Annotated in this window: 20 protein-coding genes; 15 read left to right on the forward strand and 5 right to left on the reverse strand. The window is 32.6% G+C overall.

All coding sequences use genetic code 11. The features are described 5' to 3' along the window. The first annotated feature begins 56 nt into the window (after positions 1-56). The gene (locus tag SLH52_RS12885) at positions 57-230 is read left to right on the forward strand and encodes a hypothetical protein (protein WP_320209684.1); all 174 of its coding nucleotides are present in this window, start codon (positions 57-59) and stop codon (positions 228-230) included. 472 nt (positions 231-702) lie between these two features. Here SLH52_RS12885 and SLH52_RS12890 read toward each other — a convergent pair whose 3' ends face one another. Next, a complete protein-coding gene (locus SLH52_RS12890; protein ID WP_214482234.1) occupies positions 703-891 on the reverse strand; it encodes a YkvS family protein in 189 nt (62 codons plus the stop codon). Positions 892-1251: 360 nt separating this feature from the next. Here SLH52_RS12890 and SLH52_RS12895 point away from each other — a divergent pair, with 360 nt between their 5' ends. Next, positions 1252-1446: a hypothetical protein gene (locus SLH52_RS12895; protein ID WP_320209685.1), complete on the forward strand. Its 195-nt coding sequence runs from the start codon at positions 1252-1254 to the stop codon at positions 1444-1446. 227 nt (positions 1447-1673) lie between these two features. On the opposite strand, the gene SLH52_RS12900 is transcribed toward SLH52_RS12895, so the two are convergent. From SLH52_RS12900 to SLH52_RS12910, 3 genes are all read right to left on the reverse strand, one after another. Further along, on the reverse strand, positions 1674-2174 hold the full coding sequence (locus SLH52_RS12900) for a sigma-70 family RNA polymerase sigma factor (RefSeq protein ID WP_320209686.1): 501 nt from the start codon (positions 2172-2174) through the stop codon (positions 1674-1676). Between the two features lie 320 nt (positions 2175-2494). Continuing rightward, positions 2495-2635, reverse strand: coding sequence for a hypothetical protein (locus SLH52_RS12905; RefSeq protein ID WP_214482237.1), 141 nt, complete (start codon positions 2633-2635; stop codon positions 2495-2497). Between the two features lie 185 nt (positions 2636-2820). Then, positions 2821-3747 carry a GTP-binding protein gene (locus tag SLH52_RS12910; protein ID WP_320209687.1) on the reverse strand — a complete coding sequence of 309 codons (927 nt, stop codon included), beginning with the start codon at positions 3745-3747 and terminating at the stop codon, positions 2821-2823. Between the two features lie 381 nt (positions 3748-4128). Between SLH52_RS12910 and SLH52_RS12915 the strand changes: the two genes are divergently transcribed. Both SLH52_RS12915 and rraA read left to right on the forward strand, forming a co-directional pair. Beyond that, complete coding sequence (locus tag SLH52_RS12915) at positions 4129-4866, forward strand: metallophosphoesterase family protein (protein WP_320209688.1); 738 nt, start codon at positions 4129-4131, stop codon at positions 4864-4866. Between the two features lie 340 nt (positions 4867-5206). Then, a complete protein-coding gene (rraA, locus tag SLH52_RS12920; protein ID WP_320209689.1) occupies positions 5207-5689 on the forward strand; it encodes a ribonuclease E activity regulator RraA in 483 nt (160 codons plus the stop codon). A 199-nt stretch (positions 5690-5888) separates the two neighbouring features. Here the strand turns inward: rraA and SLH52_RS12925 are convergent, their stop codons facing one another. Then, positions 5889-6779: a GNAT family N-acetyltransferase gene (locus tag SLH52_RS12925; protein ID WP_320209690.1), complete on the reverse strand. Its 891-nt coding sequence runs from the start codon at positions 6777-6779 to the stop codon at positions 5889-5891. A gap of 515 nt (positions 6780-7294) precedes the next feature. On the opposite strand from SLH52_RS12925, the gene SLH52_RS12930 reads away from it, so the two are divergent. The 11 genes from SLH52_RS12930 to SLH52_RS12980 all read left to right on the forward strand — a co-directional run bounded on the left by SLH52_RS12930 (position 7295) and on the right by SLH52_RS12980 (position 25254). After that, positions 7295-8935: a lamin tail domain-containing protein gene (locus tag SLH52_RS12930; protein ID WP_320209691.1), complete on the forward strand. Its 1641-nt coding sequence runs from the start codon at positions 7295-7297 to the stop codon at positions 8933-8935. 666 nt (positions 8936-9601) lie between these two features. Further along, complete coding sequence (locus SLH52_RS12935) at positions 9602-12685, forward strand: ATP-binding protein (RefSeq protein ID WP_320209692.1); 3084 nt, start codon at positions 9602-9604, stop codon at positions 12683-12685. A gap of 41 nt (positions 12686-12726) precedes the next feature. Next, on the forward strand, positions 12727-13851 hold the full coding sequence (locus SLH52_RS12940) for a response regulator (protein ID WP_320209693.1): 1125 nt from the start codon (positions 12727-12729) through the stop codon (positions 13849-13851). A 405-nt stretch (positions 13852-14256) separates the two neighbouring features. After that, positions 14257-16434 carry an NAD-dependent epimerase/dehydratase family protein gene (locus SLH52_RS12945; RefSeq protein WP_320209694.1) on the forward strand — a complete coding sequence of 726 codons (2178 nt, stop codon included), beginning with the start codon at positions 14257-14259 and terminating at the stop codon, positions 16432-16434. Beyond that, complete coding sequence (locus SLH52_RS12950) at positions 16427-17317, forward strand: hypothetical protein (RefSeq protein WP_320209695.1); 891 nt, start codon at positions 16427-16429, stop codon at positions 17315-17317. The genes SLH52_RS12945 and SLH52_RS12950 overlap by 8 nt, the downstream gene beginning before the upstream one ends. A gap of 1 nt (position 17318) precedes the next feature. Then, the gene (locus SLH52_RS12955; protein WP_320209696.1) at positions 17319-19151 is read left to right on the forward strand and encodes a DUF2194 domain-containing protein; all 1833 of its coding nucleotides are present in this window, start codon (positions 17319-17321) and stop codon (positions 19149-19151) included. A gap of 1 nt (position 19152) precedes the next feature. Continuing rightward, complete coding sequence (pelF, locus tag SLH52_RS12960; protein WP_320209697.1) at positions 19153-20568, forward strand: GT4 family glycosyltransferase PelF; 1416 nt, start codon at positions 19153-19155, stop codon at positions 20566-20568. After that, positions 20568-22004 carry an exopolysaccharide Pel transporter PelG gene (pelG, locus tag SLH52_RS12965; RefSeq protein WP_320209698.1) on the forward strand — a complete coding sequence of 479 codons (1437 nt, stop codon included), beginning with the start codon at positions 20568-20570 and terminating at the stop codon, positions 22002-22004. The genes pelF and pelG overlap by 1 nt, the downstream gene beginning before the upstream one ends. A gap of 27 nt (positions 22005-22031) precedes the next feature. Further along, complete coding sequence (locus tag SLH52_RS12970; protein WP_320209699.1) at positions 22032-23735, forward strand: CotH kinase family protein; 1704 nt, start codon at positions 22032-22034, stop codon at positions 23733-23735. 122 nt (positions 23736-23857) lie between these two features. Continuing rightward, positions 23858-24556 (forward strand): polyphosphate polymerase domain-containing protein, encoded by a 699-nt coding sequence (locus SLH52_RS12975; RefSeq protein WP_320209700.1) that lies wholly within the window; start codon positions 23858-23860, stop codon positions 24554-24556. A 17-nt stretch (positions 24557-24573) separates the two neighbouring features. Further along, positions 24574-25254 carry a DUF4956 domain-containing protein gene (locus SLH52_RS12980; RefSeq protein ID WP_320209701.1) on the forward strand — a complete coding sequence of 227 codons (681 nt, stop codon included), beginning with the start codon at positions 24574-24576 and terminating at the stop codon, positions 25252-25254. Positions 25255-25326 lie beyond the last annotated feature (72 nt).

The following is a 25326-nucleotide window of genomic DNA, read 5'->3' on the forward strand; positions in this document are numbered from 1 at the left end:
AAAATGCGAAAATGTAATTAATTTACATATAAGTTTAATAATTGGAGTGAAGTCGCATGTCTGAACGTCAAAAACAAATTGAAAGAGAAGTAGAAGATATTATTGAACAAACCCTTAACATCTTTCATGAGGATGCTTTCTTAAACACGTGCTGGGAAGCAGATATAGCGTTAGAAAAAGACGTACACATCACAGATTCTTTGATTCTCAAAGATCCCTTTGATAAATAAATGTAAATATATTTATAAATTCTTTCGAAATCACGACCACCAATAAATGATAAGTAAAATGTAAAAATGTTCTTCTAACTAACCTCTCAAGAAAAAATTATGACTTTTGATTTTTTATTGATGATTATAAAACATATTTCTACCTGTTAAATAGTTGCATTATTTTTTGAACGTTACTGAATTGTAGCGTTTTTTGCTTCGTTATGATAATGGATGGAAGATTGAGAATTTTATAGATAAGGAAGAAAAAAATTTTTAGCAGCTTTTTTGAAATACAAGAAAATCAGAAGACCACAGCGATTAAGGAGTTAAACGGTGTAGCATATCTTTATTTTGATGTGTAGTTGTCGATGCTTAAGAAGGAACATATATGATCCGAGGTATTGGCACCATTTCACATAAAGGCAACAGCCTTCAAGTGAAATGGCTCTAGTATGTACAGGAGAAGAATATGTAAGTAAGATATGAAGAGTTAGTTAGTTTCAGCGATAACTTTATAGTTTTTGTGGTTAATAACTGTTCGACGGTGTTCAAGCTCTAGTTCATTAAAATTATCCATATAAGTTAAGTCTACAATAACGGAGTTTTCATTAACTTTCTCAACGATTCCTTGTAGCCCACCTCTGAACTCGATGATGTTCCCCACTTCTGCTTTTTTCATGTTATCTCTCCTTTAAAAACTTATACTTCCAATTTTGCCCTAAAATAGATAATCAGTAAAGCAATTTTTTGGATAATTGACATTTATTATCGTTAGTTCATACGTTTGATCTGAAATATGTATTAATTTACCACTATGAATGAGTCAATATAACTATTTTAATAAGGTTAATTTTTACTAGGCTCGCTCTCATATAGACAATAAATAACTTTACATGTAAAATACTAAAATATCTAGTTTGAAGTATTAATACAATGTAATTGGGCTAGTTTACATACTTTTTAGCTTTATTACCCATGATTATATAGATTTTATCATTTATGTCCAACAATAAGTTATTACTAGAGGAGGAATGTCCATATGGATGAACAATATATTACAGAAATATTAGACAAACTGCGTGATGGAGAATTAAATGAATTTAGAGTTAGTAAGGAACAATTCTATACTTATCGAAACGTAATAGTTAGTCGCAGTGACTTTAAGCATTTTCATGGAATTGCTCAAAGAGGTGGAGACGTAATATATCGTTATCTAACAGAAGAGCGTAGTTAAAAACTATGGGTGCCCCTAAAAATCGCACCTTTTTAAGAGCACACCATTTAATGACTGTTCCAATTGTAATGCCGTACAAACCGCAATCATAATTAATCGATATTACTCACGTAAACGCAAACGAGTAGGGATTGTTTGTTAATGCGATCATAATCAGGAGATATAGCCAAAATCTGCTCTTTGTTACAAAGTAACAAAGATGTCCACTTGAAAACTAATATGAAAGGTTAAGTGGAAGGTGGAGTGAAAGTCTTTCTTAATTTTGCTAAAGCATGTCTTCGCCATGATTTAACGGCAGCAATTGAGACACCCTCTTCACTAGCAATATGTTGTAGTTTTTTACCATACAAAAAAGTACCTAACAGCCATTTTTGTTGATTCGTTGTTAATACTTCACAATACATGAGCAAACTTTCATGCTCTGTTTCTATATCCACGTAAGAACCAGCAAGAAACTGAAGATTTTCATCACTCATACAGAGGAAACGACTCTCTACACGGTTCTCTTTGGTCAATTCAGATAATAATTTTCCTTGAATTGTTGCATAAGCATAAGTTGAAAAAATTCCTTTTTCACTATCGAATTTGTCATTAGCTTGCCATAAAGCAATTAAGGCACTTTGATAATAGTGATCAAAGTTTTTATATAGATGAAGTTTTCTCATTATTGTTAGTATCATCGGTCGGTATTGATGGATCATTTGTTCAAACAGTTTATCATCGCTCATCGAATTTTCCTATCGAAAGCGCGCTTTGACTATTATTCCGCGGTAACACCAACATACTTGACAACGGCTTAAATGTTCAAATGCTTGAATGAAGGTTATTATGCTATATGAGTTCATAGAAAATAAAGTATCATATTAGCAGATTATATATATGCAATAAGTAAGGCTAGGTGAAATTTTAAATTCACAAGATTTCATATGTGTAAAAGTGAAGAGCTTTCTGACAAGTCCATGCACCAAAGAAACTATATGTAACAAATATAAAATAAAAAAACCTGTCACAAAAATATTGTGTACAGGCTTCTTAAAATTTCTTAGTGTTAGTCATTGTTATTTAATGTTTCAAGAATTGATTCTAGGACACTAATGTCACTTATTAATAAAGCAGGAAGGAAGATAAAAACTACGATAATCGCTACGTTTGCTAACAGAAGTATTTTCAACGTTTTAAATAATCGCATACAATCACTTCCTTTTTACAAAGATAAACAAGCAACATACGATTTGAAGTCTACATTAATCGCTTTAGCGCCCCACCTCCATTTGTTTTGAGCAAATATTAAAGCTTTGTAATTTTATTATAAAGGGTATGTGCGAAAATAACTATTGTTAATTTCTGAAAATATAGAATTTTTAAACATAAATACTATAGATTCTTTTGCTCAAGTTTAATCATTTCGTTCTCAAGCCATGACGTGTTTAAATTTTCACCTATAAAGACGACATTCATCGGCATTTGTACTGGTTCTTTCATATAAATCGGCATCCCATACGAGTACTGAAATAAGAACATCGATTCAGAATGAGTAAATTTCAAGTAGCCTTTAATTCGCAAAATAGTTTCAGGCATCTCCCGAAGCCAGTTTTCAAAAGTATCTATGTCCAAGGGGTGCATGAACTGGTGTACGTATGATTTTACTTTTAAATCATGTTGAACATGAGTGCTTTGTTTTGAAATACGACTGTTTTTTGGAACTGCTTGAACTTGCTGTAATGAGATATTTGCAAAAGTAGTTAACAAACAAGTCGCATGAGAATTGTAGGATTGAATTGAAAATATTAGATTTGCTTGTTCTCCATCTGTTAAATGGTCAGTTTTATTTAAAAGTAATGTATCAGCATGACGAATTTGTTCGTATAATAATTGTTGCATCTGTGGAGAAAGCTTGTCACGGTCAAACCATCTTTTTGAATCAACAATTGTAATAATACCTTGTATTGCTAATTTATCAGCAAAAATAGGTGACATACACGCATCAACCACTTCTATTGGATGTGCAACCCCAGTTGTTTCTATATAAATAACATCTATGTTTTGGGTTAATAATAGTTCTTGAAGTTGTGCTTCTAGTTGGCCTTGCATCGTACAGCAAACACAGCCATTTAACAGTTCTTTCAAAGTTGTGTTATCAGGAACTACTTGTGAGTCAATTGATATTTTGCCTAATTCATTCATGATTACGGCAACTTTACGGTCAAGTTGTTTTTCTTGTTTTAGCAAATTTGTAAGTAGTGTCGTTTTGCCACTGCCAAGAAATCCAGACAAAATGATAATATCTATTTTTTTCTTCACTGTTTTTTCTCTCCTTAAGGTCACGTACATTCTATCGTAGCTTATTCAAATTCAGTTCGTCAATGATTTATGCTTTGTATAAATGTTGACAAAGGCTTGTTTCGTAATATTGTTATTTAGATGAAATTACCTTAACAAAAGGCGATTAAAGTCATACTCATATTCAGATAGAAGAAATGATGCCGAAAATGATAGTTACATATGTGTATTTTATAATACGAAAAGCAACAACCAATGCGTAAACAGCCTTTATAAATGAGCTCTAATTTAACTAGAAATTGTTTTTGTTAGGTACTTGTGGGAAATTTATAGTACAATTTCAATTAAACTCGCTCAACATAATTGGGCTTTAACCATAATGAGCTTTATGGAGGGATGTTGGTGGAGAGGATTGCACTTATTTCGGATATACATGGGAATATTCCGGCGCTAGAAGCGGTACTGCTAGATATTAAACAACGAGGCATTGAAAAAATTTATTGTTTAGGTGATTTGGTTGGGAAGGGACCACATCCAGAGAAAAGTATAGACATCATCCGTGACACCTGTGATATCGTAGTACAAGGTAATTGGGATGACTTTCTTCCAAATGAAACAAATAATACATATATTCAGTGGTATCAGCATCGTTTAAGTTCAGAACAACTTTCGTATTTAAAATCTTTACCATTTTCGTATGATTTTATGATGAGTGGTCGTAAAATACGGCTGTTTCATGCTTCACATACGAGCGTTCATCACCGAGTCTATCCTTGGGACTCGCTAGACAAGCGGAAGGAAATGTTTGCGAATACTGAAAAAACTGGTGGAATAAATGGACGTAAGCCAGACGTTGTTTGTTATGGAGATATTCATTATGCCTTTATCCACCATATACAAGAGAAGGTGCTTTTAAACGTTGGAAGTGTAGGTAATCCTTTAGATATGACACAGGCATCTTATATCATCCTAGAAGGGGACTACGGTTCTGATGTAGTAAGCTCCTTTGCGATTCAGTTAGTTCGAGTACCATACGATATTGAACTTGCTATTCGCCAAGCAAGAGAAGAAGGAATGCCAGAGCTTGAGCCTTATATTGATGAGCTAAGAACAGCAACATATAGAGGTTTGAAAAAATAAATGAAATAACAAGTATTTGAAGTTAGAGTAGAGAAACTGTGATTCATCAAATGATGGATCACAGTTTTTTATATGCTTTTAATTGCTTATTAAATATGAGTCTTTTCGTAAAATTTATTAATTAAAAATGAGCATTATGATGTACTTTTATGAGAGATCACAAAATTGTAAAAGTAGAGAAGATGCCACTATCCCGAGTGTAGAGGTGTAATTCTCCACTTTCACTTACGCAGAAAAAGTGCCATCAATTAACTAAGCATAATAATGATGCCCCATTACAGGATTTTACATGCAATTTGTCGAATAACCAGAAAACAAGTGTGAAAAAGGAGATGTAATTATGGAGTTAAAAACTGCAGACTTATGTGACGAATTTGGAGCAGAATTATCAATTTGTCAAACAGACTTTCGTTCTTTTGGAAAAAAACACATGTTTTCTGGGCCAATCACAACGGTAGAAGTATTTGAGGACAATGTTTTAGTTAGAGAAGCATTGGAGACAGTACCAGAAGGGTCGGTATTAGTAGTAGATGGTGCGGGCTCTAGAAATTGTGCTTTGCTCGGGGATCGACTAGGTGGTATTGCTATGTCGCGTAATTTAAGTGGGATTATTATTAATGGGTGTGTCCGTGACTCGGCAGAACTTGCTACACTTAATATCGGTATTTTAGCTATAGGAACCCATCCTTTGAAAAGTAAAAAGCAAGGGAAGGGGAAAAGGAATGAACGATTACACTTTGGTGGAATAGACTGGAAGCCAGGCTATTTTGTTTACGCTGATGAGGACGGGGTTGTAGTTAGTCTGCAGCAAATTCAGCTTTAAAATCATTTAAGCTGAAAAAGTGTGTTTCCTATTCATTTATATGACTTAGGGAACACACTTTTTTTGTTGGATCAACTCTGTTTTTTTCTAGACCATACTTCTATTTTTAGGGCTAATCAACAGGAGGAGTATAACTTCCACCTTGATAAGTGCTGTTCATGTAGATTAAACAATTACTGTACAAATCTTAATAGCAATGTTACGCATGAGATGTAAGTGGAAATAAGAAATGGCTAGGGAAATCCTTTGCTAAAGGACGTATAAACAACGTATCATTACCAATGGTTGATATGAGTTCAGTTTTTAACAGACCTTGCAGGAAGTCCGGAGTAAAATGAAAATGAATAGTTTTTTCATCTGTTATCAAATTACTAAGAATGTTCACAGCATCGATCTTATCATTGCTAATCATATCGTAAAGATTTAACACGCCATCAGTTTGGTCAAAAATAATAATGCTATCTTCCTCTTCAATATAGTAAGTAGCATCTTTAAATGCTGTAATAATATAAAACATTAGCAGGTGTTTACAATCTTTTACCCCAAAGATGTTTGATACAGGAACTCTTGTGTTAGCTAATCTTTCAATAATTGTTAGATGTGATTGTTTATTAACATCTAATTTTTTTATCGTTAAAGGATTTGTCTGTTTAAGACTTAAGTCAGAGCGCTGTATAGTAAAGCTACTTTCTAAGACTTTACTGAATCCAAATTTAGGATAAAAATCTAAAACAGAATCATTTGCAAATAAATATATGAAATCACAATCGTTTTCATATGTTGCAATGATATGTTTCATCAGTTTCGCAGCTAAGCCTTTGTTTCGATATTCAGGATGTGTCATAACTGTGCCAACTTGAATCGCGTTAAGCACTTTCCCCATGTGCACGATGCTCATTTTATTTATTGAAGCATTGGCAATAACTTGTTTTTGATCAACAAATGAATAACATATATAATTATCATCCCAATACCCTAAGTCATACCATTGTTGAAAATCTATCCCAAAAACATCTTTAGCTAGCTTAATAAAACTCTCTCTATACGTGGAATTATTTTTATAGTCACTAATTAGTTGTAATGTATTCATATTGTATTCATGCTCCTTAGTTTAGATGTAAGTAACAATCCTATATGAGGTTATGGTAGGTGCATATACTTGACGCATACGGCAGTGTGTATATATTTCTTCTTTGTAAAACTTCTTTTCATAGATAGGTGAATGTTGCTATATGTAGTGAGACTTAAACAAGGTACAATATAGTACTCATAGCGTCTTTTTTAATAAAAAGATTGAAGTCCAAGAAGATCTCATCATAAGTTTTTGAAAACAGCACTGGTGAAAGTATGACATTCATCATTGTTATTCGACAAGTAAGGACAAATTCCTTTTTCATATTGCATTTTAATATTATATAGAGAAGGATATGGACAAAAGCCTCCTGTTAGTATATGAGCATTAAAGCTGTTATTTTAAATCTCTACAATGTAAGTTTGGAAAAGTAATTAAATAGTTTTATTAATATTATTACGATTCTTAACTTAAATTTCATATTAATATGATAATCTAGAAAAGGGAGAATAATTAAGGTAGGAGGTTTGTTTATGATATTAAAAGTAGGAAAAAGGATTTGTATTAGTGTAATCGCTTTATTGACCCTCGTTGCTTATTTACAAGTAGATGTTGCTATTTTTGCAGAAGGAGTAGGAGATCCTGCACCAGAAATTGAAGCAAGAGGTAATGTAAATGAAAAGAGGATTTTATTTGACAATACTCATGGACAAACTGCAGGTGCAGCTGATTGGGTAATAGACGGGGGATTTTCAGATTTTGCAAATGCACTCGCAGATAATGGCTATTACGTTAAAGAACTTAGACAATCTATCCCAATTACATATGAAGACTTAGCGACATATGATGCTTTTATAATACCTGAGGCAAATATACCTTATAAAAGTTCTGAGCAAGCGGTCATGTTACAGTATGTAGAAAATGGAGGAAGTATTTTTTTCATATCTGACCATTATAATGCTGACCGAAATAAAAACCGTTGGGATTCATCAGAAATTTTTAACGGTTATCGACGTGGTGCGTGGACTGATCCAACAAAAGGCATGAGTACTGAAGAGCGCAATTCAACAGCGATGGAGGATGTAACAAGCTCTGATTGGCTCTCAGAAAATTTTGGGATTCGTTTTCGTTATAATGCGATAGGAGATGTTACGGCTAATCAAATTGTAACACCAAATCAATCCTTCGGAATTACAGAAGGGGTAAACAACGTGGCTATGCATGCTGGATCAACCTTGGCTATAGTAGATCCAACAAAAGCTAAGGGGATCGTATATTTACCAAGCACAAACCAAAAATGGTCTTATGCAGTAGATCAGGGCGTATATAATGGCGGTGGAATCGAAGAAGGCCCTTATGCAGCGATTGGGAAGCATGGGTTAGGAAAAACAGCATTTATCGGGGATTCATCTCCGGTAGAAGATGCAACACCTAAATATGCACGTGAGGAAAATGGATCATCCAAAAGAACCTATGACGGTTTTCTTGAAGTTGATGACGCTAGACTTCTTGTGAATATGGTAAATTGGCTAACGGTTCAAGAAAGCTATACAAGCTTCGCTGATATACCTGGACTTGAGCTAGATCAACCTACTTCATTATTGCATTTTGAAACACCACAAAATTCCACAGAGCCTGAATTTGAGCCATGGTCTTCACCTGACCCAGGTTATAAGTGGTGGGATCAAACGACTTTTGCGGAAGGGTCATTTGGTTATGTGGAAGATGGTCAAAATCATACATCCAATATATTTTTCTCTGAATATATTGAAGGAAGCAGTTATAATAAAGCACTAGAAATTTATAATGGAACAAGTGTATCTGTTGATCTATCACAATATACAATTGAGCTATCCAACCTTTCTAGTAGTATTTCATTAAGTGGTACAATAAACAGTGGTGAAGTTTTTGTTATTGCAAATCCTAACGCGGACCAAACTATTTTAGTAGAAGCAGATATGACTGAAACAAACATGGTTTTTAATGGTGATGATTCAATTGTCTTGAAGCATAATGGTGTTATTATTGATGTAATCGGTGTTGAAGGCACTAGCTTTGCTAAAGATAAAACCTTGTTAAGGAATAGTGATATTACATCTGGTGCAGCTACTTATAATAGCAACGACTGGACATTCTACCCTTCAAATACGTTTGATTATATAGGAAGTCATTAATCAAGCATTGTGAAATAACGATGATTTTAAAATAAAAAACAAGTTTAATAGATATAACTACTTACCTTTCTTATATATGGGGTTAAGTAGTTATTTTTTTGTGAAAACTTTGTATGAAGGCTACATTGCATTTTATTCTATGCTGTACTTTTGCTAAGGTAAAAAATAGAGTAGCTTATACTCAATAAGTACTATTATAATAGTACTATATTTGCGCAATTGTTCACTTTATTTAACGATGGAACAAAGTATACGAAAAAGCTATTTTTTTGTTTGGCTGTTTTCGCATAGAATGTTGTTTATCGTACTTATATTTTTACGTATATACGATTAGATTTAGCGATACCTATTAATACTAAAACGATGGCTGAATCTTCTAGTTTCCGATTAATAGCAACATAGTTTAGGACAAAAGGCTTTTGTTAAAAGCTAATTCCTTTATGTTCCACAATAGGTAATAACAATGTATTGTTTTTGAGTAGTTTTTGTTAGAGTATTTTAATAGTTAAAGAGACTAGAAAATACTTTGTGAGATTTTTGTGAGAATCTTTTGGTAGTGTTATCTTTTAGTTCGTTATTAAGTTCTATAAACATTTATTGGGAAATGATAGTTAATTATACCTATTTAATTAATAATTTTTTTGAGTATTTTACTTGAGGTGCAAGATGAAAACTAAGTTAGTCGCTATACAGTTATTATTATTGATCACTCTGATCGTAGCAGGTACATTATACTATATTGCAACACATCACGAATTAGCATCACCTTCAATAGAAGATGGGGTGTTAGATTTATCGCAATGGGATCATGAAAATGATGGAGTTATTCGACTTGATGGGGAATGGGAGTTTTATCCTAATAAACTATTAAATGCAAATGATTTTAAAACAAACTCCAGTCAAAAATTTATACCTCAATTTGTAAAAGTGCCTAACATAACTTGGACAAGCTATGAAAATGGTAATCAAGCAATGAGTCCGTATGGCAAAGCAACTTATCGTTTAAAAGTAAACGTACAAGATGATCAACATATTTATGGTATAAAGACACCTTCATTTATAATTATGTCGAATAAATTGTTCTTGAATGGAGAATTGTTGGGATCAAGTGGGGAACCAAACGATGAGTCGCTTTATACTCCAGGGACTGCAACATACGTTACATACTTTACTTTGAATAAAGGCATGAATGAAATTATTTTACAAGTAGCTAACTACGATTATTCGGTTGGAGGAGGTATATTTACTTCTATATATTTTGGTGATCAGCAACAAATCTCGAAATTAAGAGACCGATCACTTATGAATGATTGGGTTCCAATTAGTGTGTTCCTCATCATGGGGCTGTATTTTATTGGCCTGTATTCTCAAAGGAAGAAGGATTACTTTCTTTTACTTTTCTCTATTTATTGCCTAGCTACTGGTATATTCAAAGCTGTTCATGGAGAGTTAGTATGGTATACAGTTTTTCCAAATACTCCTCACTGGATTGTTTTAAGACTGCAGTACGTGTCGTTTATGTTGTCAAACCTTTCATTAGTTTTATATATATATGCAGCATTTAAAAATGTAGTTAGTAAAAAGTTTGTTTGGTTCGTAGCGTCAATAGGTTTGTTGCTAACATTGTATGAACTTATTTTTCCTGCGTATATTCCTTTTTGGGTGAGAAATACAACGTCTTTGTATAGTATTTTTGCTATGGTTTTCGCTGTGTATGTAATGATTTTAGCTTTTTTACAAAAAATGGAGGGTAGTATCTATTTAATATTAGGCTCAATTGCAATGAGTGTACATATGTTTAAGTATTTTATTGTAATTGATAGCTTTATTGCAATTGATAACCCTATTGCCTTATTTCCGTTTGAACCTTTTATATTATTATTAATGCTTGCTTTATTAATGTCACTACGGTTTTCAAATGCCTTTAAAAGAAATGAACAGTTATCAGAAGAGCTGCTTCGAGTGGATAAAGTGAAGGATGAATTTCTAGCTAAGACTTCACATGAATTTAAAACACCTCTTCACGGTATTATAAATATATCATCCTTTTTACTTGAAAATGAGGATCAACATAAATCACAAAAATATAAGGACAATCTGTCGCTTATACATGACACGTCTATTAAACTTTCAAATTTAGTAAACGACTTAATCGACGTAACACGTTTGAAGAATGGAGAATTCAGGTTAAACACAACGAAAGTAGATATAAAAGTGTCTACACAAATCGTGTTTGACGTATTGGCCTTTGAAATTCAAGGGAAACAAATACACTTGATAAACGGGATTGATGAATCTTTATTCGCCGTTGCTGATGAGAATAGGCTAAGGCAAATTTTATATAATTTAATACAAAACGCAATAAAACATACTGAGCATGGGGAAATCATTGTTTCAGCTAAGTCATTAGACCAACAACTATATATATATGTCGAGGATACAGGAATCGGCATACCTGAAGAGAAATTTGAAGAGATCTTTGGGTATTTTGAACAGCTTGATAAGCTGTCGCCACAAAATGGCTATCAAAGTATGGGGTTAGGGTTGTATATAAGCAAACAACTTATTGAAAAAATGGGCGGTGACATATGGGTCGATTGGTCCGAAGTTGGAAAAGGTACGAGATTTGCTTTTAAATTACCTATTGCCACATGCTCTGAACATGAAAATAATGAAGAATCAGTTGAACAAACAGTCATACCTTCTAACTCAATTATCTTGTCAAAACAAAACTTTGACAAAATAGATGAATATGAAAACACGATTTTAGTTGTGGATGATGAACCATCAAACATAACGATATTACACAACTTATTATCTAGTCATCATTATAATGTGATTACTGCATATTCAGCTAAGGATGCTTTAAGGAAGTTAGAGCAATATAAAAATATTGACTTAGTCATATTAGATGTGATGATGCCAGTTATGTCAGGGATTGAATTATGTCAAAAAATAAGAGAGACACATTCATTATTAGAATTGCCTATTTTATTCTCAACTGTAAATGATTTGCCAGAAGATATTGAATTAGGCTTCAAAGCTGGAGCGAACGACTATGTAACAAAACCGTTTGAAGCAAACACCATTATAGCTAGAATTCAAACATTACTATCTATGAAAACATCAATGGAAGAAGCATTTCATAATGAAATGGCATTTTTGCAAGCTCAGATTAAACCTCACTTCTTATATAATGCCATTAGTAATATCATCTCATTTTGCTTTACAGACGGGCAAAAGGCTGCACATTTGTTAACGATGTTAAGTCAATATTTACGAATTATTTACAGCTCTGATCATAAGACAATGCTTGTTCCACTTCAACAAGAGTTAGATTTAGTAAATGCATTCGTTGAAATTGAAAAAGCTAGGTTTGAACAATTTGAATTTAGGTGTGAAATAGGCGAAGGGTTAGACTCAGTCCATATTCCTTCATTATGTATCCAACCGCTTGTGGAAAATGCGATACGACATGGTTTATTCGAAAAAGAAGGACGTGGTTATGTTTCATTAACTATTAAAGAATATGGCAAACATATCTTAGTACAAATAGAAGATAATGGAGTTGGAATGACAAATGACGTTCTTCAACAGTTTCGTGCAGGTAAAATAAAGAATGCAGGTATTGGTATGACGAACATAAAGAAGAGGTTAGAATCCATCAATGGTAGTTATATTGAGGTGCATTCAAGAGAAAATGAAGGTACGAGAGTTAATATTCAGCTTCCTAAATGTACTGATAATTGATTATGGACTAATAAAGTTCTTAGGAAAGAGGTAGAATGCTAATGCTTAAGGTTATGATCGTAGAGGATGAGAAACCGATTTTAGATTTGATGAAGATAGTTATAGGTCAAAATGCTCATTTATCAATTGCTGGGACTTTTACCAAGCCTCTTGAAGCACTTAAGCAGTTTCCTATTATTAAGCCAGATGTTGTATTCCTTGATATAGAAATGCCCAAAATGACTGGCATAGAGCTAGCAAAAAAAATGCTTATTATAAATGAGGATATCCAAATTGTATTTACAACAGCGTATGGGCAATATGCTTTAGATGCATTCAAAGTGTATGCAGTTGATTATTTATTAAAACCTGTGACGATTCAAGAAATAGAAAAAGTGACAACTAGGCTAAGGAAGAACCAAAAGTTTATGGGAACTCAATTAAGTGAAACTAGAAAAGTAGTTGAAGAGGAGTGGAATGAAACAATCTTATGTTTAGGTACACTTGAGGTGAGAAATGGCTCTGGTGAAATTATTAAATGGCCAACAAAAAAAACAGAAGAACTGTTTGCTTACTTCCTTACTAAACCTAATCAAATAATAGATAAATGGATATTCACAGAATTGTTATGGGGAAATATGGAAGATGATCGTGCCGTACATAATTTGTACACAACAATTTATCGACTAAAAAAAGTTCTCAAAGAAAACGATATTTTGCTATCGATCAAAAAAGTGAATGAAGGTTATTTATTAGATATGAATAACATGAATAGTGATTTTGACGATTTTCTTCATTATTTCGAAACACACAAAAATGTATCAAGTGCAAACTTAAAGGAAAGTGAACGTGTGTTTCATCAATACAAAGGAAGCTTATTCGGCAGGAAAGATTACATATGGAGTATAGGTGTTCAAGAAGAGTTGGTAGAAAAATATAGTTCACTAACTCTTCAATTAGCTCTTCATTATGGTTCGAATGGAGAATTTCACTTAGCCGAGGAACGGCTGAAAACCTTTTTGTCATACTATCCTTTGCATGAAAAAATAAACCTTGCTCTCCTAAACTTATATGCGCTGAATGATCACAACCTGTTGATAGATTATTATGATTACTACGCAAAAATGCTACATAATGAAATGGGAGTAGCCCCACCTATAGAGGCACAATTACTCGTGAAACAATGAATGATCATGATTTAGTACATGCTGTAGGCTGTACGATTGCCTCCTATTAGTAAGACTGCTTTCGAATATAATGTTGTTTTTGTATTACAAAATAAAGACGTATACAACTAGGTTTCTCTTTTCTCCTATAAAACGATGACTGTTGAATAAAACGACATTTTTATATTCGATTTTAGGAACTATAGCAACAAAGTTTACGAAAAGATCCATAAAAACAGTTAGAGAGCAAGAACACACGCCATCGATCTGTTTTTTTTACTTGTATGTTATACGTCATTAAAACCTGTGAGTATTTTGTGAGGTCATTCTGTTATTATTTGAAAATGGGAAAAATGTATTAAACCATTAAATGTAAATGTTACAATAGTAGCAAATGAATTTCGTTTTTAGGCATGGAGGCATAGTATGAAGGTATTGATTACAGGTGGCTATGGGTTTATCGGGTCTTTTGTAGCTGAAAAATTTTATAGAGAAGGACACGAGGTTCATATACTTGACAATTTGTCTACTGGTCATAAAGAAAATATTCATTTTAGACATCAATCTTATTTATTACATATTGAAGATGAAAAATGCGAAGAGGTTTTTAGAGCAAATCATTTTGATGTTGTCATTCATTTAGCTGCTCAAGTAGATGTTAAGACATCAGTTGAAAGTCCGACTTATGATTCAAAGGTGAATGTCTTAGGTGTTATAAATATGTTGCAACTAGCAAAGAAGTATAAAGTATCTTCATTTGTATTTGCTTCTTCAGCTGCAGTATACGGTAATAATCCTGCACTACCCTTAACTGAAGACGAAAAATGTAATCCTTCTTCACCTTATGGAATGAGCAAACTGATGGGTGAATCATATTGTCAATTTTGGTCAGGAAATTATGGTATAAACACTTTGTGTTTACGTTTTTCAAATGTTTATGGCCCAAAACAAAACAATGATGGTGAAGGTGGAGTTGTCTCTATTTTTTTAAATAAGTTAATAAATAAGCAGACGATTGAAGTTTTTGGTGATGGTAGTCAAACACGGGATTTCATTTACGTTGAAGATGTCTCTGAAGCCATTTATCGTGGGGTTATGAGTGATACAACTGGCATATATAATTTATCTACAAATACGGAGAATAGCATTAATCAACTTGTAGCAGCCCTAGAACAATTGGAGACACTAACTGGCCTTGTTCATAAAAAAGCTAGAGAGGGAGATATAAAAAATTCTAGGTTAGAAAATGAACGTATTAAAAGAGAGTTCGATTGGCTACCGAAATATCAGCTAGAAGAAGGACTTGAAAAGACATACCATTGGTTTAAAGATAAGAAGAAACAAAGTGTAAATAACAAAGCAGTAAGGAAAAAAAGTTTATTTCAAAAAATGTCTGAAACAACTATATTCCCCATTATAGAAAATTTGATTTTGTTTATAGTAAGTGCATTAGCTTATATCAAATTCGATTTATTATTTGGTCAAATCGATATTCTTCTATTATATATATTAATCGTTGGGGTTGTATTAGGCAAAAATCAGGTCATGATAGCCTGTGCTCTTTCAATTATGATATATATTTGGGAAGGCCTGCAAAATGGAAGAGAAATAGTTGCTTTATTTACTGATAATAGCACGCTCATTCAATTTGCAGTTTATATTTTTGTAGGACTCATTATCGGATATGTTATTGAAAAAAAGAATGTTAGGGAACAACATGCAATATCAGAATTAAAATTGTTTGAGGAAAAATATCAATTGCTAAATGGAATATATACTGAAACTAAAAATATTAAAGAACAATTACAAACTCAAATTTTACATTCAGAGCAAAGTGTAGGTGAAATCTATCAAATTATTAAAAAAATTGATAGTTTAGAGCCTGATGAAATTTTTAATGGTGTGATCAGTGTACTTGAGACCATTATGAAAACTGAGGAAGCTGCTATTTATTTAGTTGGAAATAGTGAAGAATACTTGCGATTAATATCAAAGTCGAGTCACCCCCACTTAACATTCCCCTCCTCGATCAAGGTGAAGGATTCGAGTGCAATTACTGATGTGATGAAAAAGAAGCAGATTTATATAAATCGAAGTTTAGATCCACATACACCTTTGATGATTGCGCCCATTATGAAAGATAACAAGCCAGTTGCAATTATTTGTATAAATGATACGGATTTTAATAACTTAACATTATACTATGAAAACTTGTTTCAAGTTGTCATTAATTTAATTTCATCTTCAATAACACGAGCCTTTGATTATGTCAATGCCACTAAATTAGAGAGATATATTCTAAATACTAGAGTATTAAAACCAGAATACTTAACTAAAGCGATGATTAGTAAGAGGAAAGCAAAGGAGCAATTAAATATCCCTTTCACTTTATTAAAGCTTGAATCAAATACTGAAATAGTACAACAGGCAGCTATAAAAGTAGCTAATAGTCTTCGTGAGACAGACTTTATTGGAATTGATAACGATGATAATTATTGGATCCTACTTTCAAATACTAATAAAGAGGATGCTTTAACGGTTATGAAACGAATTAAACCATTATTAGGTGAAATTCAAATTAAAGAGGAAGAAATGTATGCTTAGTGCACTGTTTGCGTACTATGTCGCTTCTTTAATATATTTTTCTTGTTTTTTTAGGTGGAAAAAGAGAGGAACAATAGTTAACCTAACTATTCTCTTATGCTGTCCCTTTGTTGGCATAATCCTCATCCATATGATGAACAAAAAAGAACGACACGATGGTAACATAAGTAATCGAAAATTCGAATCAATTATTCACAGAGAAAAAATTGATAAGGATATACTAACAAGTGTAAATAAAGAAAAAGAGATAAATGTTGTACCCATTAAGGATGTGTTGATTTTAAATGATAATAAAACGAAAAGGAAAATGCTCCTCGATGTTTTAAAAACAGATTCATTAATACAAGGAGATATATTACAAGCCGCGATAAAGAATGATGATACTGAAACTTCACATTACGCAGCGTCAGCCATTTTAGAAGTCAATAGCTCCTTGTTAAACTCTCTTCAAAAGCTGGAGCTACAATTAGAAATAACTCCTACGGATGTATCAATATTGAAGAACTATGCACAAGTACTAAGACAGTATATTGATCTTGGAATCTTAGATGAGCGGGCGGAATTGCAATATCTGTATCAATACTCTCAAGTGTTGGAAAAGATCATTGATATAGAGCCAAATAATAAGGAAAATTACATTGAAAAAATAGAATGTGATTTACAGCTTGGAGAGTTAAAAGTTGCAGAAAAGTATTGTGAACTGTTTATGAACTACTGCTTTAATGAAGAAGAAGCGTATTTTATTACAATGAAACTATATTATATCTTAAAAGATCAAGAAAAATTTAACGAAATATTGAATATGCTTAGAAATTCACCTGTCAGGCTAACTCCTTTAGGTTTGAATAAAATGAGGTATTGGTTGAAAGGGAGTGTAGGCTGAGATGAATTATAAGTTTCGAATTGGGAAAACAGTTCATTTAATTATCTTGTCTGTTTTTTTAGCAGGAATATTTTTAGGAATAGTTCGTTCAGATCTTATCCTTACAATTGTACCGGGTAGTTCACAACTAAAGAATAGTGGGCAGATGAGTTATGAACGATTGCCTGTAGATGTTTTAAATGAAATACAAGCTGAAGAATATTTACTTATATATAATGAAGGTAGCCGTGAGAGTGTGTTGTTAAAGGATAATATCCAACAAACTTTATTATATATGAAGAAAAAGGTGGAAGTCATACCTCATTCACTTGTCCCTGAGCAAATTGATCAATACAAGAATGTCATTATAGCATTAGAAGAAATTAGCAAGATTCCTACTTTGGATCAATTAATGGAATATACCTCAAATGGTGGGAAAATATTGTTTGCAATGCGCCCTGAAATAGACAATTCACTTTATAATGTTTACCGAAAACTTGGAATATATGAAGTAGGAGATTTTATTACTCTAGAGGGAATAAAACTTACTTCTAACATCCTTATTAATCAGCGAGAGTTAACGATTGGAGCAGAAAATATTGCGAAAAATTCTTCCTTAGCTGTTGGCTTGGAAAGCAAAGCAGACGTTCTTGCAACGTCTGATGATGATACTCCTCTTATGTGGAGTATGTCATTTAATAACGGAAAATTCATCGTTTTTAATGGCACGATGCTAAGTACAAAAGAAAATAGAGGGTTGATTTCTGGTGCATTAAGTATGCTAAATGATGATTTTATTTATCCTATTTTGGATATGAAAGTCCTATACTTAGATGATTTTCCTGCTCCAATCCAAGCTGGGTACCATGAGGGAATATTTGAAGAATATCGAAGGGATATAAAAAGCTTTTTTGAAGACATTTGGTGGCCTGATATTTTAAGTGGAGCAGCAAAGTATGATGTAGTATATACTGGTGTATTAATTGAAACATATAATGACGTCGTGAAAGCTCCATTTAATGATATTGGATCCGATCGTAGTACACTTATTCGGTACGGTAGAGAATTATTGAAAATGGGAGGAGAATTAGGTGTTCACGGATATAATCACCAGTCTTTAACTACAGATCCAGCCGCTGTAGTAGATTTGGGGTACAACGCTTGGAATTCAATGGGTGATATGGTGTTAGCATTACAAACGGTCGAGAGCTTTGTAAAGCAGAGTTTTCCAAATTATCCGCTTACAACATACGTGCCTCCGTCTAATAGGATCAGCGATGAGGGTGTGCAAGCACTACTAGAATCGATACCCACTATCAACACAATTTCATCATTGTATTTAGAGGATGATGTAGGATATTCAAAGATACAAGAATTTGAAGCGACAAGCACACATAACAACCTACCAAGGATTACTTCAGGATATGAATATTCCGAGAAAAATAAATGGGCGATCGCTAATGCCATTACATCAATCGGCGTTTTTTCACATTTTATTCACCCTGACGATATTTTTGATGAAAATCGTTCTTTTTCTAAAAGTTGGTCAACACTTTCAAAAGAGTATAATGGAATGTTAAGCGATTTACATGCTGATTATCCTTGGTTACAGAGTAGAACTGCATCAAATGCTAGTATTCAAATGGCAAATTACTTAAATGCCGAAGTATTTATTAAGCAAGATAGTGATCGTATCATTGCTTATGTTGATCGTTTTGCACAAGAAATGAAATTCTTATTACGTACAAACAAGAAAATTACTAGTTTGAAAAATTGTACAGTTACAAAAGTGGATGACGATATTTATGTCGTATCGACAAAAGATATGATAATAGAGATTGGGTTGGTAGATTAATATGAAAATTTGTTTGGTTGCTGAAGGTTCATACCCTTATATTACAGGCGGAGTATCGAGTTGGATTCAATCGTTAATATCAAATATATCAGAGCACGAATTTATCGTTTATACGATCGGAGCAGAAAAAAAATTAAAAGGGAAATTTAAGTATAGCTTGCCGAATAATGTAAGTCATGTAGTAGAGACTTTTCTCGATGAATTTGATGAGAACGGAGATCAATGGGGAGGTCGCTATAATCTTTCTTTAGAGGAAAAAGCAGCTATCAGATCTTTACTTGATAGTAGAACAACTAAGTGGGATGTCCTTTTTTCATTATTTTCTAGTCATAGAATTAAATCTGTTACTAGTTTTCTAAAGAGTAGAGACTTTTTTGAGATTGTTCAAGAAATTTGTTTGGAAAAATATAGTGAAATCCCTTTTACTGAAATGTTTTGGACATTACGCTCAATGGTTTTACCTTTGTTTTTGGCGATTAAAAATTCTTTGCCAGAGGCTGACATATACCATAGTGTATCTACCGGATACGCAGGAGTAATTGGCAGTTTAGGAAGTTTTTTATATGATAAACCATTAGTTTTAACAGAGCATGGCATTTATACAAGAGAAAGAGAGGAGGAAATTATTAAAGCGAAATGGGTAAAAGGGTATTTTAAAGATTTATGGATTCAATATTTTTATAATATGTCAAATTGTACGTATTCCTACGCGAATAACATTGTTACTTTATTTAATAAAAACAAAGAAATTCAAATTGAACTAGGTTGTGCAGAAAATAAAATATCAATTATACCAAATGGAATTGATATAAAAAATTTCGAAGCATTATCATTAAAGCAAGAGAAGTCTAAAGATGACATTTTTATAGGTGCGATTGTTCGAGTTGTTCCAATTAAAGATATAAAAACGATGCTTCAAAGTTTCTCCATAGTAAAGGCTTCAGTGCCGAATGCAAAGTTCTATATTTTAGGACCGCTTGATGAAGATAAGGAATATTACGAGGAATGTGTACAGCTCGTAAATAGTTTGCACCTTAAAGATGTGATATTTACAGGTGAAGTAAATATCAAAGATTATATAATGCAATTAGATATCCTTGTTTTATCAAGCATAAGCGAAGGACAACCATTAGCTATTTTAGAAGGAATGGCTTGTGGTAAGCCATTTGTAGCCACTGATGTAGGTAATTGTAAAGGGCTGTTAATGGGTGAAGCTGATGATCTGGGGGCTGCAGGTATTATCGTTCCTATGATGCAATATGTCATGATGGGACAAGCAATTATTAAACTATGTGAAAATGCTAAGCTTAGAAAAAGCTATGGAGAAAATGGTAAAAAACGTGTGAGAACTTTTTACCAAAAAGAAACATTTATCGATAATTATAAACAACTTTATAATAAAACGGTGATAAATTAATGGCAGGAATAGGTTTTCAATTAAAGAAGCTTTTTAATGAACAAGGTATTTTGAATCAAGTTAAGGCTTATAGTTATTCAACAATCGTAACTGTTGGCCCTCTTGCTTTATGTATATTGTTATTAACCTTTGCGCAACAATTATTAATATATGCTGATACCCCATTTGTAGAAAGAGAGAAGTTTTTAGCTGCAGCACAATATGCACTCATTTTTTCACAGATTATCACAGGTGGATTTAACTTGATTATTTCTAGGTATGTTGCTGACCATATCTTTTTGAAGAAGTATGATTACATTTTGTCATCAATGTATGGAGTCATTTGCATTTGCGTAACGATTGGTGCTGTCAGTGCATTCTTGTTTTATTTATTTTCGCCAATGAATTTTACATTTAAGGTTGTATCCTATATTTTTTTCGTGGAACTGATCATCATTTGGATTCAGTGTATGTATGTATCTGCATTAAAGGACTATATGAAGATAGTGAGGAGCTTTGTAGTAGGAGTAGTTGTCTCTATAGCTTTAATTAGTATTTGCATATATGCTTTGAAAATATATAGTGCAACAGCGATGTTTATTTGCCTCGATATTGGTTTTGCTATTATGGTTATTCGGTTTACACATTATATTCGAGCATTTTTTCACGTTAATAATGAAAAATACTTCTTATTCTTTTCATACATGAGGCTATATCCCTATTTGTTCGTATGTGGGTTGCTTTATACACTAGGTCTGTATGGGCATACTTTAATAATATGGCATAGTAAGGTTCAATATACGGTGGAAGAAACGTTCACAGTTGCACCTTATTATGATGTACCTGTTTTCTTTGCTTATTTAAGTGTTCTCCCAGCTATGGTACTATTTGTCGTTTCATTAGAAACATCATTTTACAAAACTTATCGCTCATACTATGATCGGATTTTAAATTCATTTCCGTTAAAGGATATTTTATCGGCAAAAAAAACGATGTTTAAAACTTTATCGTTAGAGCTGACATTTATTACAGAAATACAATTGCTTGTAGTCATATGTTCGATTGCATTAGGTTTGAAGTATTTACCAACACTCGGTTTTACGTTTGAACAAATGCATATTTTTACTATTTTAGTACTTGGAAATTTATTTTTTATCATGATGTATACTGTTGTTTTAATACTATTATATTTCGACGATCAAAAAGGGGCTTGCTTAACCACGGTTGTTTACACTGTGGGAAGTATGGTTTTGACAGCTGTTTTAAATCGTTATGACATTTATGGGTATGCTGTTTTTATCGTCGCATGTGGTGCATTAATCTTTGGATTATGGAAGCTCACAAGCTACTTAAATAATATAGATTACTATACTTTCTGTTCGCAACCTATATTAAATAAAGAAAAACCTAAAAAGGTTGGGAACTTATTCAAACGTATGAGAAAACAGTATGAATAGAGATTGTATCGAGTGGTGGGGGATGGCATGATAAGTAATAAATTTATAGTCATTATTTACAGTATTGCAACAATATTTGTTGTTGCAAGTTGTAGTAATGATAGCATCAATGAAGCACAAACTAAGGAAAATACACAAGAAGTAGTAATATCTAGCGGGATAAGTGAAGATAATCGTCTTTATGATTTTTATGAGCGAGACTCAGTTGTAACGCTCTACGTTACAATACTAGGAGACAACCAGAGTAATGATCCGGTTTCATTTTACGAGCTAAATAATTGGTACAGCATCTATAATAGCCAAACAGAATCTCCTAAGTTAGATATTATTATTCAAGAAGGAAATGATGATGGGCCGATAAATGGTAGCTTCAATCATACAGGAACATCAGATGCGAATGCATCAATTAGTATAAGAGGGAAATCTACTAGAATTGCACCACAAAAATCTTATAAGATAAACTTGCATGATCGAGCAGGACTTTGGAGAGGTCAAAAAACACTCAATCTAAATAAACATCCGTATGACCCTACGAGAGTTCGCAACAAACTTTCTTTTGATTATTTTACTGAAATAGCTAATTTGACGAGTGTGAGAACACAATTTGTTCAGTTATATGTAAAGGACCTAACTTCAGGAAGAACAAATGAACAATTTGAAGACTATGGATTATTTACCCATGTAGAGCAAGTAAATGAACGTTTCTTAGCATCACATGGCCTTGATCCGAATGGCAATTTATATAAAGCTTCAAATTTTGAATTTTACCGTTATCCAGAACAGTTAAGGCTTGAATCTGATCCATTATTTGATAAGGGTCAATTTGAGAGTATTTTAGAAAACAAGGGCAGTAAAGATCATCAACAACTATTAGACATGCTTGATGATGTGAATAATAAAACATTGAACATAAATGATGTTGTCAATGAACATTTCGATAAAGAAAATTATTTGACATGGGTAGCTGCAAATATACTAGTAGGAAACACAGATATTATGACACAAAATTACTATTTGTACAGCCCAATCAATTCAAAAAAATGGTATTTTCTCCCGTGGGATTATGATGGTGCTTGGCGAGAGCCTATTGAAGAGGGTGAAGTAAGACAATATCCAGAATGGCATACTGGATTATCGAATTATTGGGGGTCAGTATTACATAATCGTTTTTTTAAGGACCCAACTAATGTAGACGCACTAACTAAGAAGATTGAGGAACTCTCTCAAACTATAAATCCGAATCAAACAAGGAAAATGTTAGACGAATATTACAATACAGTTTATAAATTTGTAAATAGTGCTCCAGATTTATCTTATTTACGTGTGAATATAGCTAATTTTGATGATAGTTATTATTCAATGGTGAATGTTACTGAACAAAATATGAAAAGCTATTTTACTAATCTTGAGAAACCAATGCCTTTTTTTCTAGGGGTTACTCATGAAGGTAACGGTAGTTATTTATTAACTTGGGATCCCTCATATGATGTTCAAGGCGATGATATTTCTTATGTTGTTCAAGTTAGTCGTGATCCCTCCTTCCTAGATATCGTTTATGAAAAGAAAGATATGATAGATACAAAATCTAGTATTGATCAATTAGACCCAGGCCAATATTTTTTGAGAGTGACTGCTATCGATAGTAAAGGAAATGTACAATATGCATTTGATCAATATGAAGATTCCGATGGTGTAAAGTATTTCGGAATACTAGCTTTTCATGTTCAATGATATAGCTTGAAAGAACTTACTTCCAATAATCAGGATATTCTATTCTCATCTTATCGGAAGTACCACCAGCAAATGTGGAAGCATACAAATAAAGATTAATTGGTATATAAAAGGAAGGTTGTATGAAAAAGTTACGTCATGAATTGAAATTTTATATTAATGTGTCAGAATACAATATTTTAAGAGAAAAGCTTCAAACAATTTTACAGAGAGATCATAACGCAATTGATGAAGAAGGCTACCATATTCGGAGCTTATATTTTGATAACTGTGTTGATAATGACCTTTTTGAAAAGACGTATGGTATATATAAAAGAAAGAAGTTTCGTATTCGTATTTATAATTACAGTGATAAAATTATTAAACTGGAAAAGAAAAGTCGATACGGTGAGTATGTTTGTAAGGAATCTTTAAAGTTAACAAAAAATGAATTTGATAAACTGCTCGGTTGGGATTATGACTTTTTGAGAAGTAAGGAAAGTACGCTTGCGAAGGACTTTTACTTGTATTTAAGAAGTGAACATATGTCACCAAAAGTTATTGTCGATTATGTAAGAGAAGCTTATATAGAGCATATTGAAGATGTGAGAATTACGTTTGATAAATATTTGAGTACGAGTAACAATTCTACAGATCTGTTTAATCCAGATTTGGTAACTTATGAAGTATTAAAGTACCCTCTAATGATTATGGAAGTGAAATATAATTCATATTTGCCAGATTATATTCGTGATATATTACAGCTTGACAGTCACCATAGATCAGCAATATCTAAATATGTCATTTGCAGAGAGAATCGTATTCAATATTATCATCAATAAATAAAGGAGTATAGTATATGGAAGGACAATTTAATTTTAATGATATTTTAAAAAATAGCGTATTAAAACTAGATAGCTTTGGGAATGTATCGATTATGACTATCTTGATCGGTATAGTATGTTCTACACTACTAGGATTATTCATATATTTCGTATACTTGAAGACGTTTAAAAGTGTCGTTTATAGCAATAATTTTAATGTGACACTCGTATTGATGACTATGATTACATCATTAGTCATTATGACAATTAGTACAAATATTGTTCTATCATTAGGTATGGTTGGCGCATTGAGTATTGTTCGTTTCCGTACAGCAATAAAAGATCCACTTGACATTGTATTTATGTTTTGGGCGATTACTTGTGGAATAGCAATAGGAGCAGGTGTATATACAGTTGCAATATTTGGCTCTCTTTTCGTAGCTATAGTCGTATATGTTCTTTCCAAGAAGAAATGGAAACATGTCACGTATTTATTAGTTGTTCATTATGATGAACAGGCAAATGATTTGATTAAGGAACAGCTGAACAAATTGAACTATTCTCTTAAATCAAAGATTGTAAGGAAGCAGCGCACTGAACTAACAGTGAAAATAAAGCTTAAAGTAGACAATACATCCTTTGTCCATAAACTAGCAAGTATTGATGGTGTGGGTGATGTGTCACTCGTACAGTATAGTGGAGATTATGCTTCTTAATTTATATAAAGGTGTCAAGTCATAAGAAATATATGACTTGACACCTTTATTAATTGTTCTAACTAGGAAATA

Origin of the sequence: Cytobacillus sp. IB215665 (assembly GCF_033963835.1) — a bacterium.
GTDB lineage: Bacteria > Bacillota > Bacilli > Bacillales > SM2101 > Nanhaiella.

Excerpts from the sequence above, each read along its gene's own strand:
- SLH52_RS12930 (WP_320209691.1), top strand. The coding sequence starts at position 7,295 with ATGATATTAAAAGTAGGAAAAAGGATTTGTATTAGTGTAATCGCTTTA.
- SLH52_RS12895 (WP_320209685.1), top strand. The coding sequence starts at position 1,252 with ATGGATGAACAATATATTACAGAAATATTAGACAAACTGCGTGATGGA.
- SLH52_RS12945 (WP_320209694.1), top strand. The coding sequence starts at position 14,257 with ATGAAGGTATTGATTACAGGTGGCTATGGGTTTATCGGGTCTTTTGTA.
- SLH52_RS12890 (WP_214482234.1), bottom strand. The coding sequence starts at position 891 with ATGAAAAAAGCAGAAGTGGGGAACATCATCGAGTTCAGAGGTGGGCTA.
- SLH52_RS12950 (WP_320209695.1), top strand. The coding sequence starts at position 16,427 with ATGCTTAGTGCACTGTTTGCGTACTATGTCGCTTCTTTAATATATTTT.
- SLH52_RS12975 (WP_320209700.1), top strand. The coding sequence starts at position 23,858 with ATGAAAAAGTTACGTCATGAATTGAAATTTTATATTAATGTGTCAGAA.
- SLH52_RS12980 (WP_320209701.1), top strand. The coding sequence starts at position 24,574 with ATGGAAGGACAATTTAATTTTAATGATATTTTAAAAAATAGCGTATTA.
- SLH52_RS12885 (WP_320209684.1), top strand. The coding sequence starts at position 57 with ATGTCTGAACGTCAAAAACAAATTGAAAGAGAAGTAGAAGATATTATT.
- SLH52_RS12940 (WP_320209693.1), top strand. The coding sequence starts at position 12,727 with ATGCTTAAGGTTATGATCGTAGAGGATGAGAAACCGATTTTAGATTTG.
- SLH52_RS12925 (WP_320209690.1), bottom strand. The coding sequence starts at position 6,779 with ATGAATACATTACAACTAATTAGTGACTATAAAAATAATTCCACGTAT.
- pelG (WP_320209698.1), top strand. The coding sequence starts at position 20,568 with ATGGCAGGAATAGGTTTTCAATTAAAGAAGCTTTTTAATGAACAAGGT.
- rraA (WP_320209689.1), top strand. The coding sequence starts at position 5,207 with ATGGAGTTAAAAACTGCAGACTTATGTGACGAATTTGGAGCAGAATTA.
- pelF (WP_320209697.1), top strand. The coding sequence starts at position 19,153 with ATGAAAATTTGTTTGGTTGCTGAAGGTTCATACCCTTATATTACAGGC.
- SLH52_RS12905 (WP_214482237.1), bottom strand. The coding sequence starts at position 2,635 with ATGCGATTATTTAAAACGTTGAAAATACTTCTGTTAGCAAACGTAGCG.
- SLH52_RS12970 (WP_320209699.1), top strand. The coding sequence starts at position 22,032 with ATGATAAGTAATAAATTTATAGTCATTATTTACAGTATTGCAACAATA.
- SLH52_RS12955 (WP_320209696.1), top strand. The coding sequence starts at position 17,319 with ATGAATTATAAGTTTCGAATTGGGAAAACAGTTCATTTAATTATCTTG.
- SLH52_RS12900 (WP_320209686.1), bottom strand. The coding sequence starts at position 2,174 with ATGAGCGATGATAAACTGTTTGAACAAATGATCCATCAATACCGACCG.
- SLH52_RS12935 (WP_320209692.1), top strand. The coding sequence starts at position 9,602 with ATGAAAACTAAGTTAGTCGCTATACAGTTATTATTATTGATCACTCTG.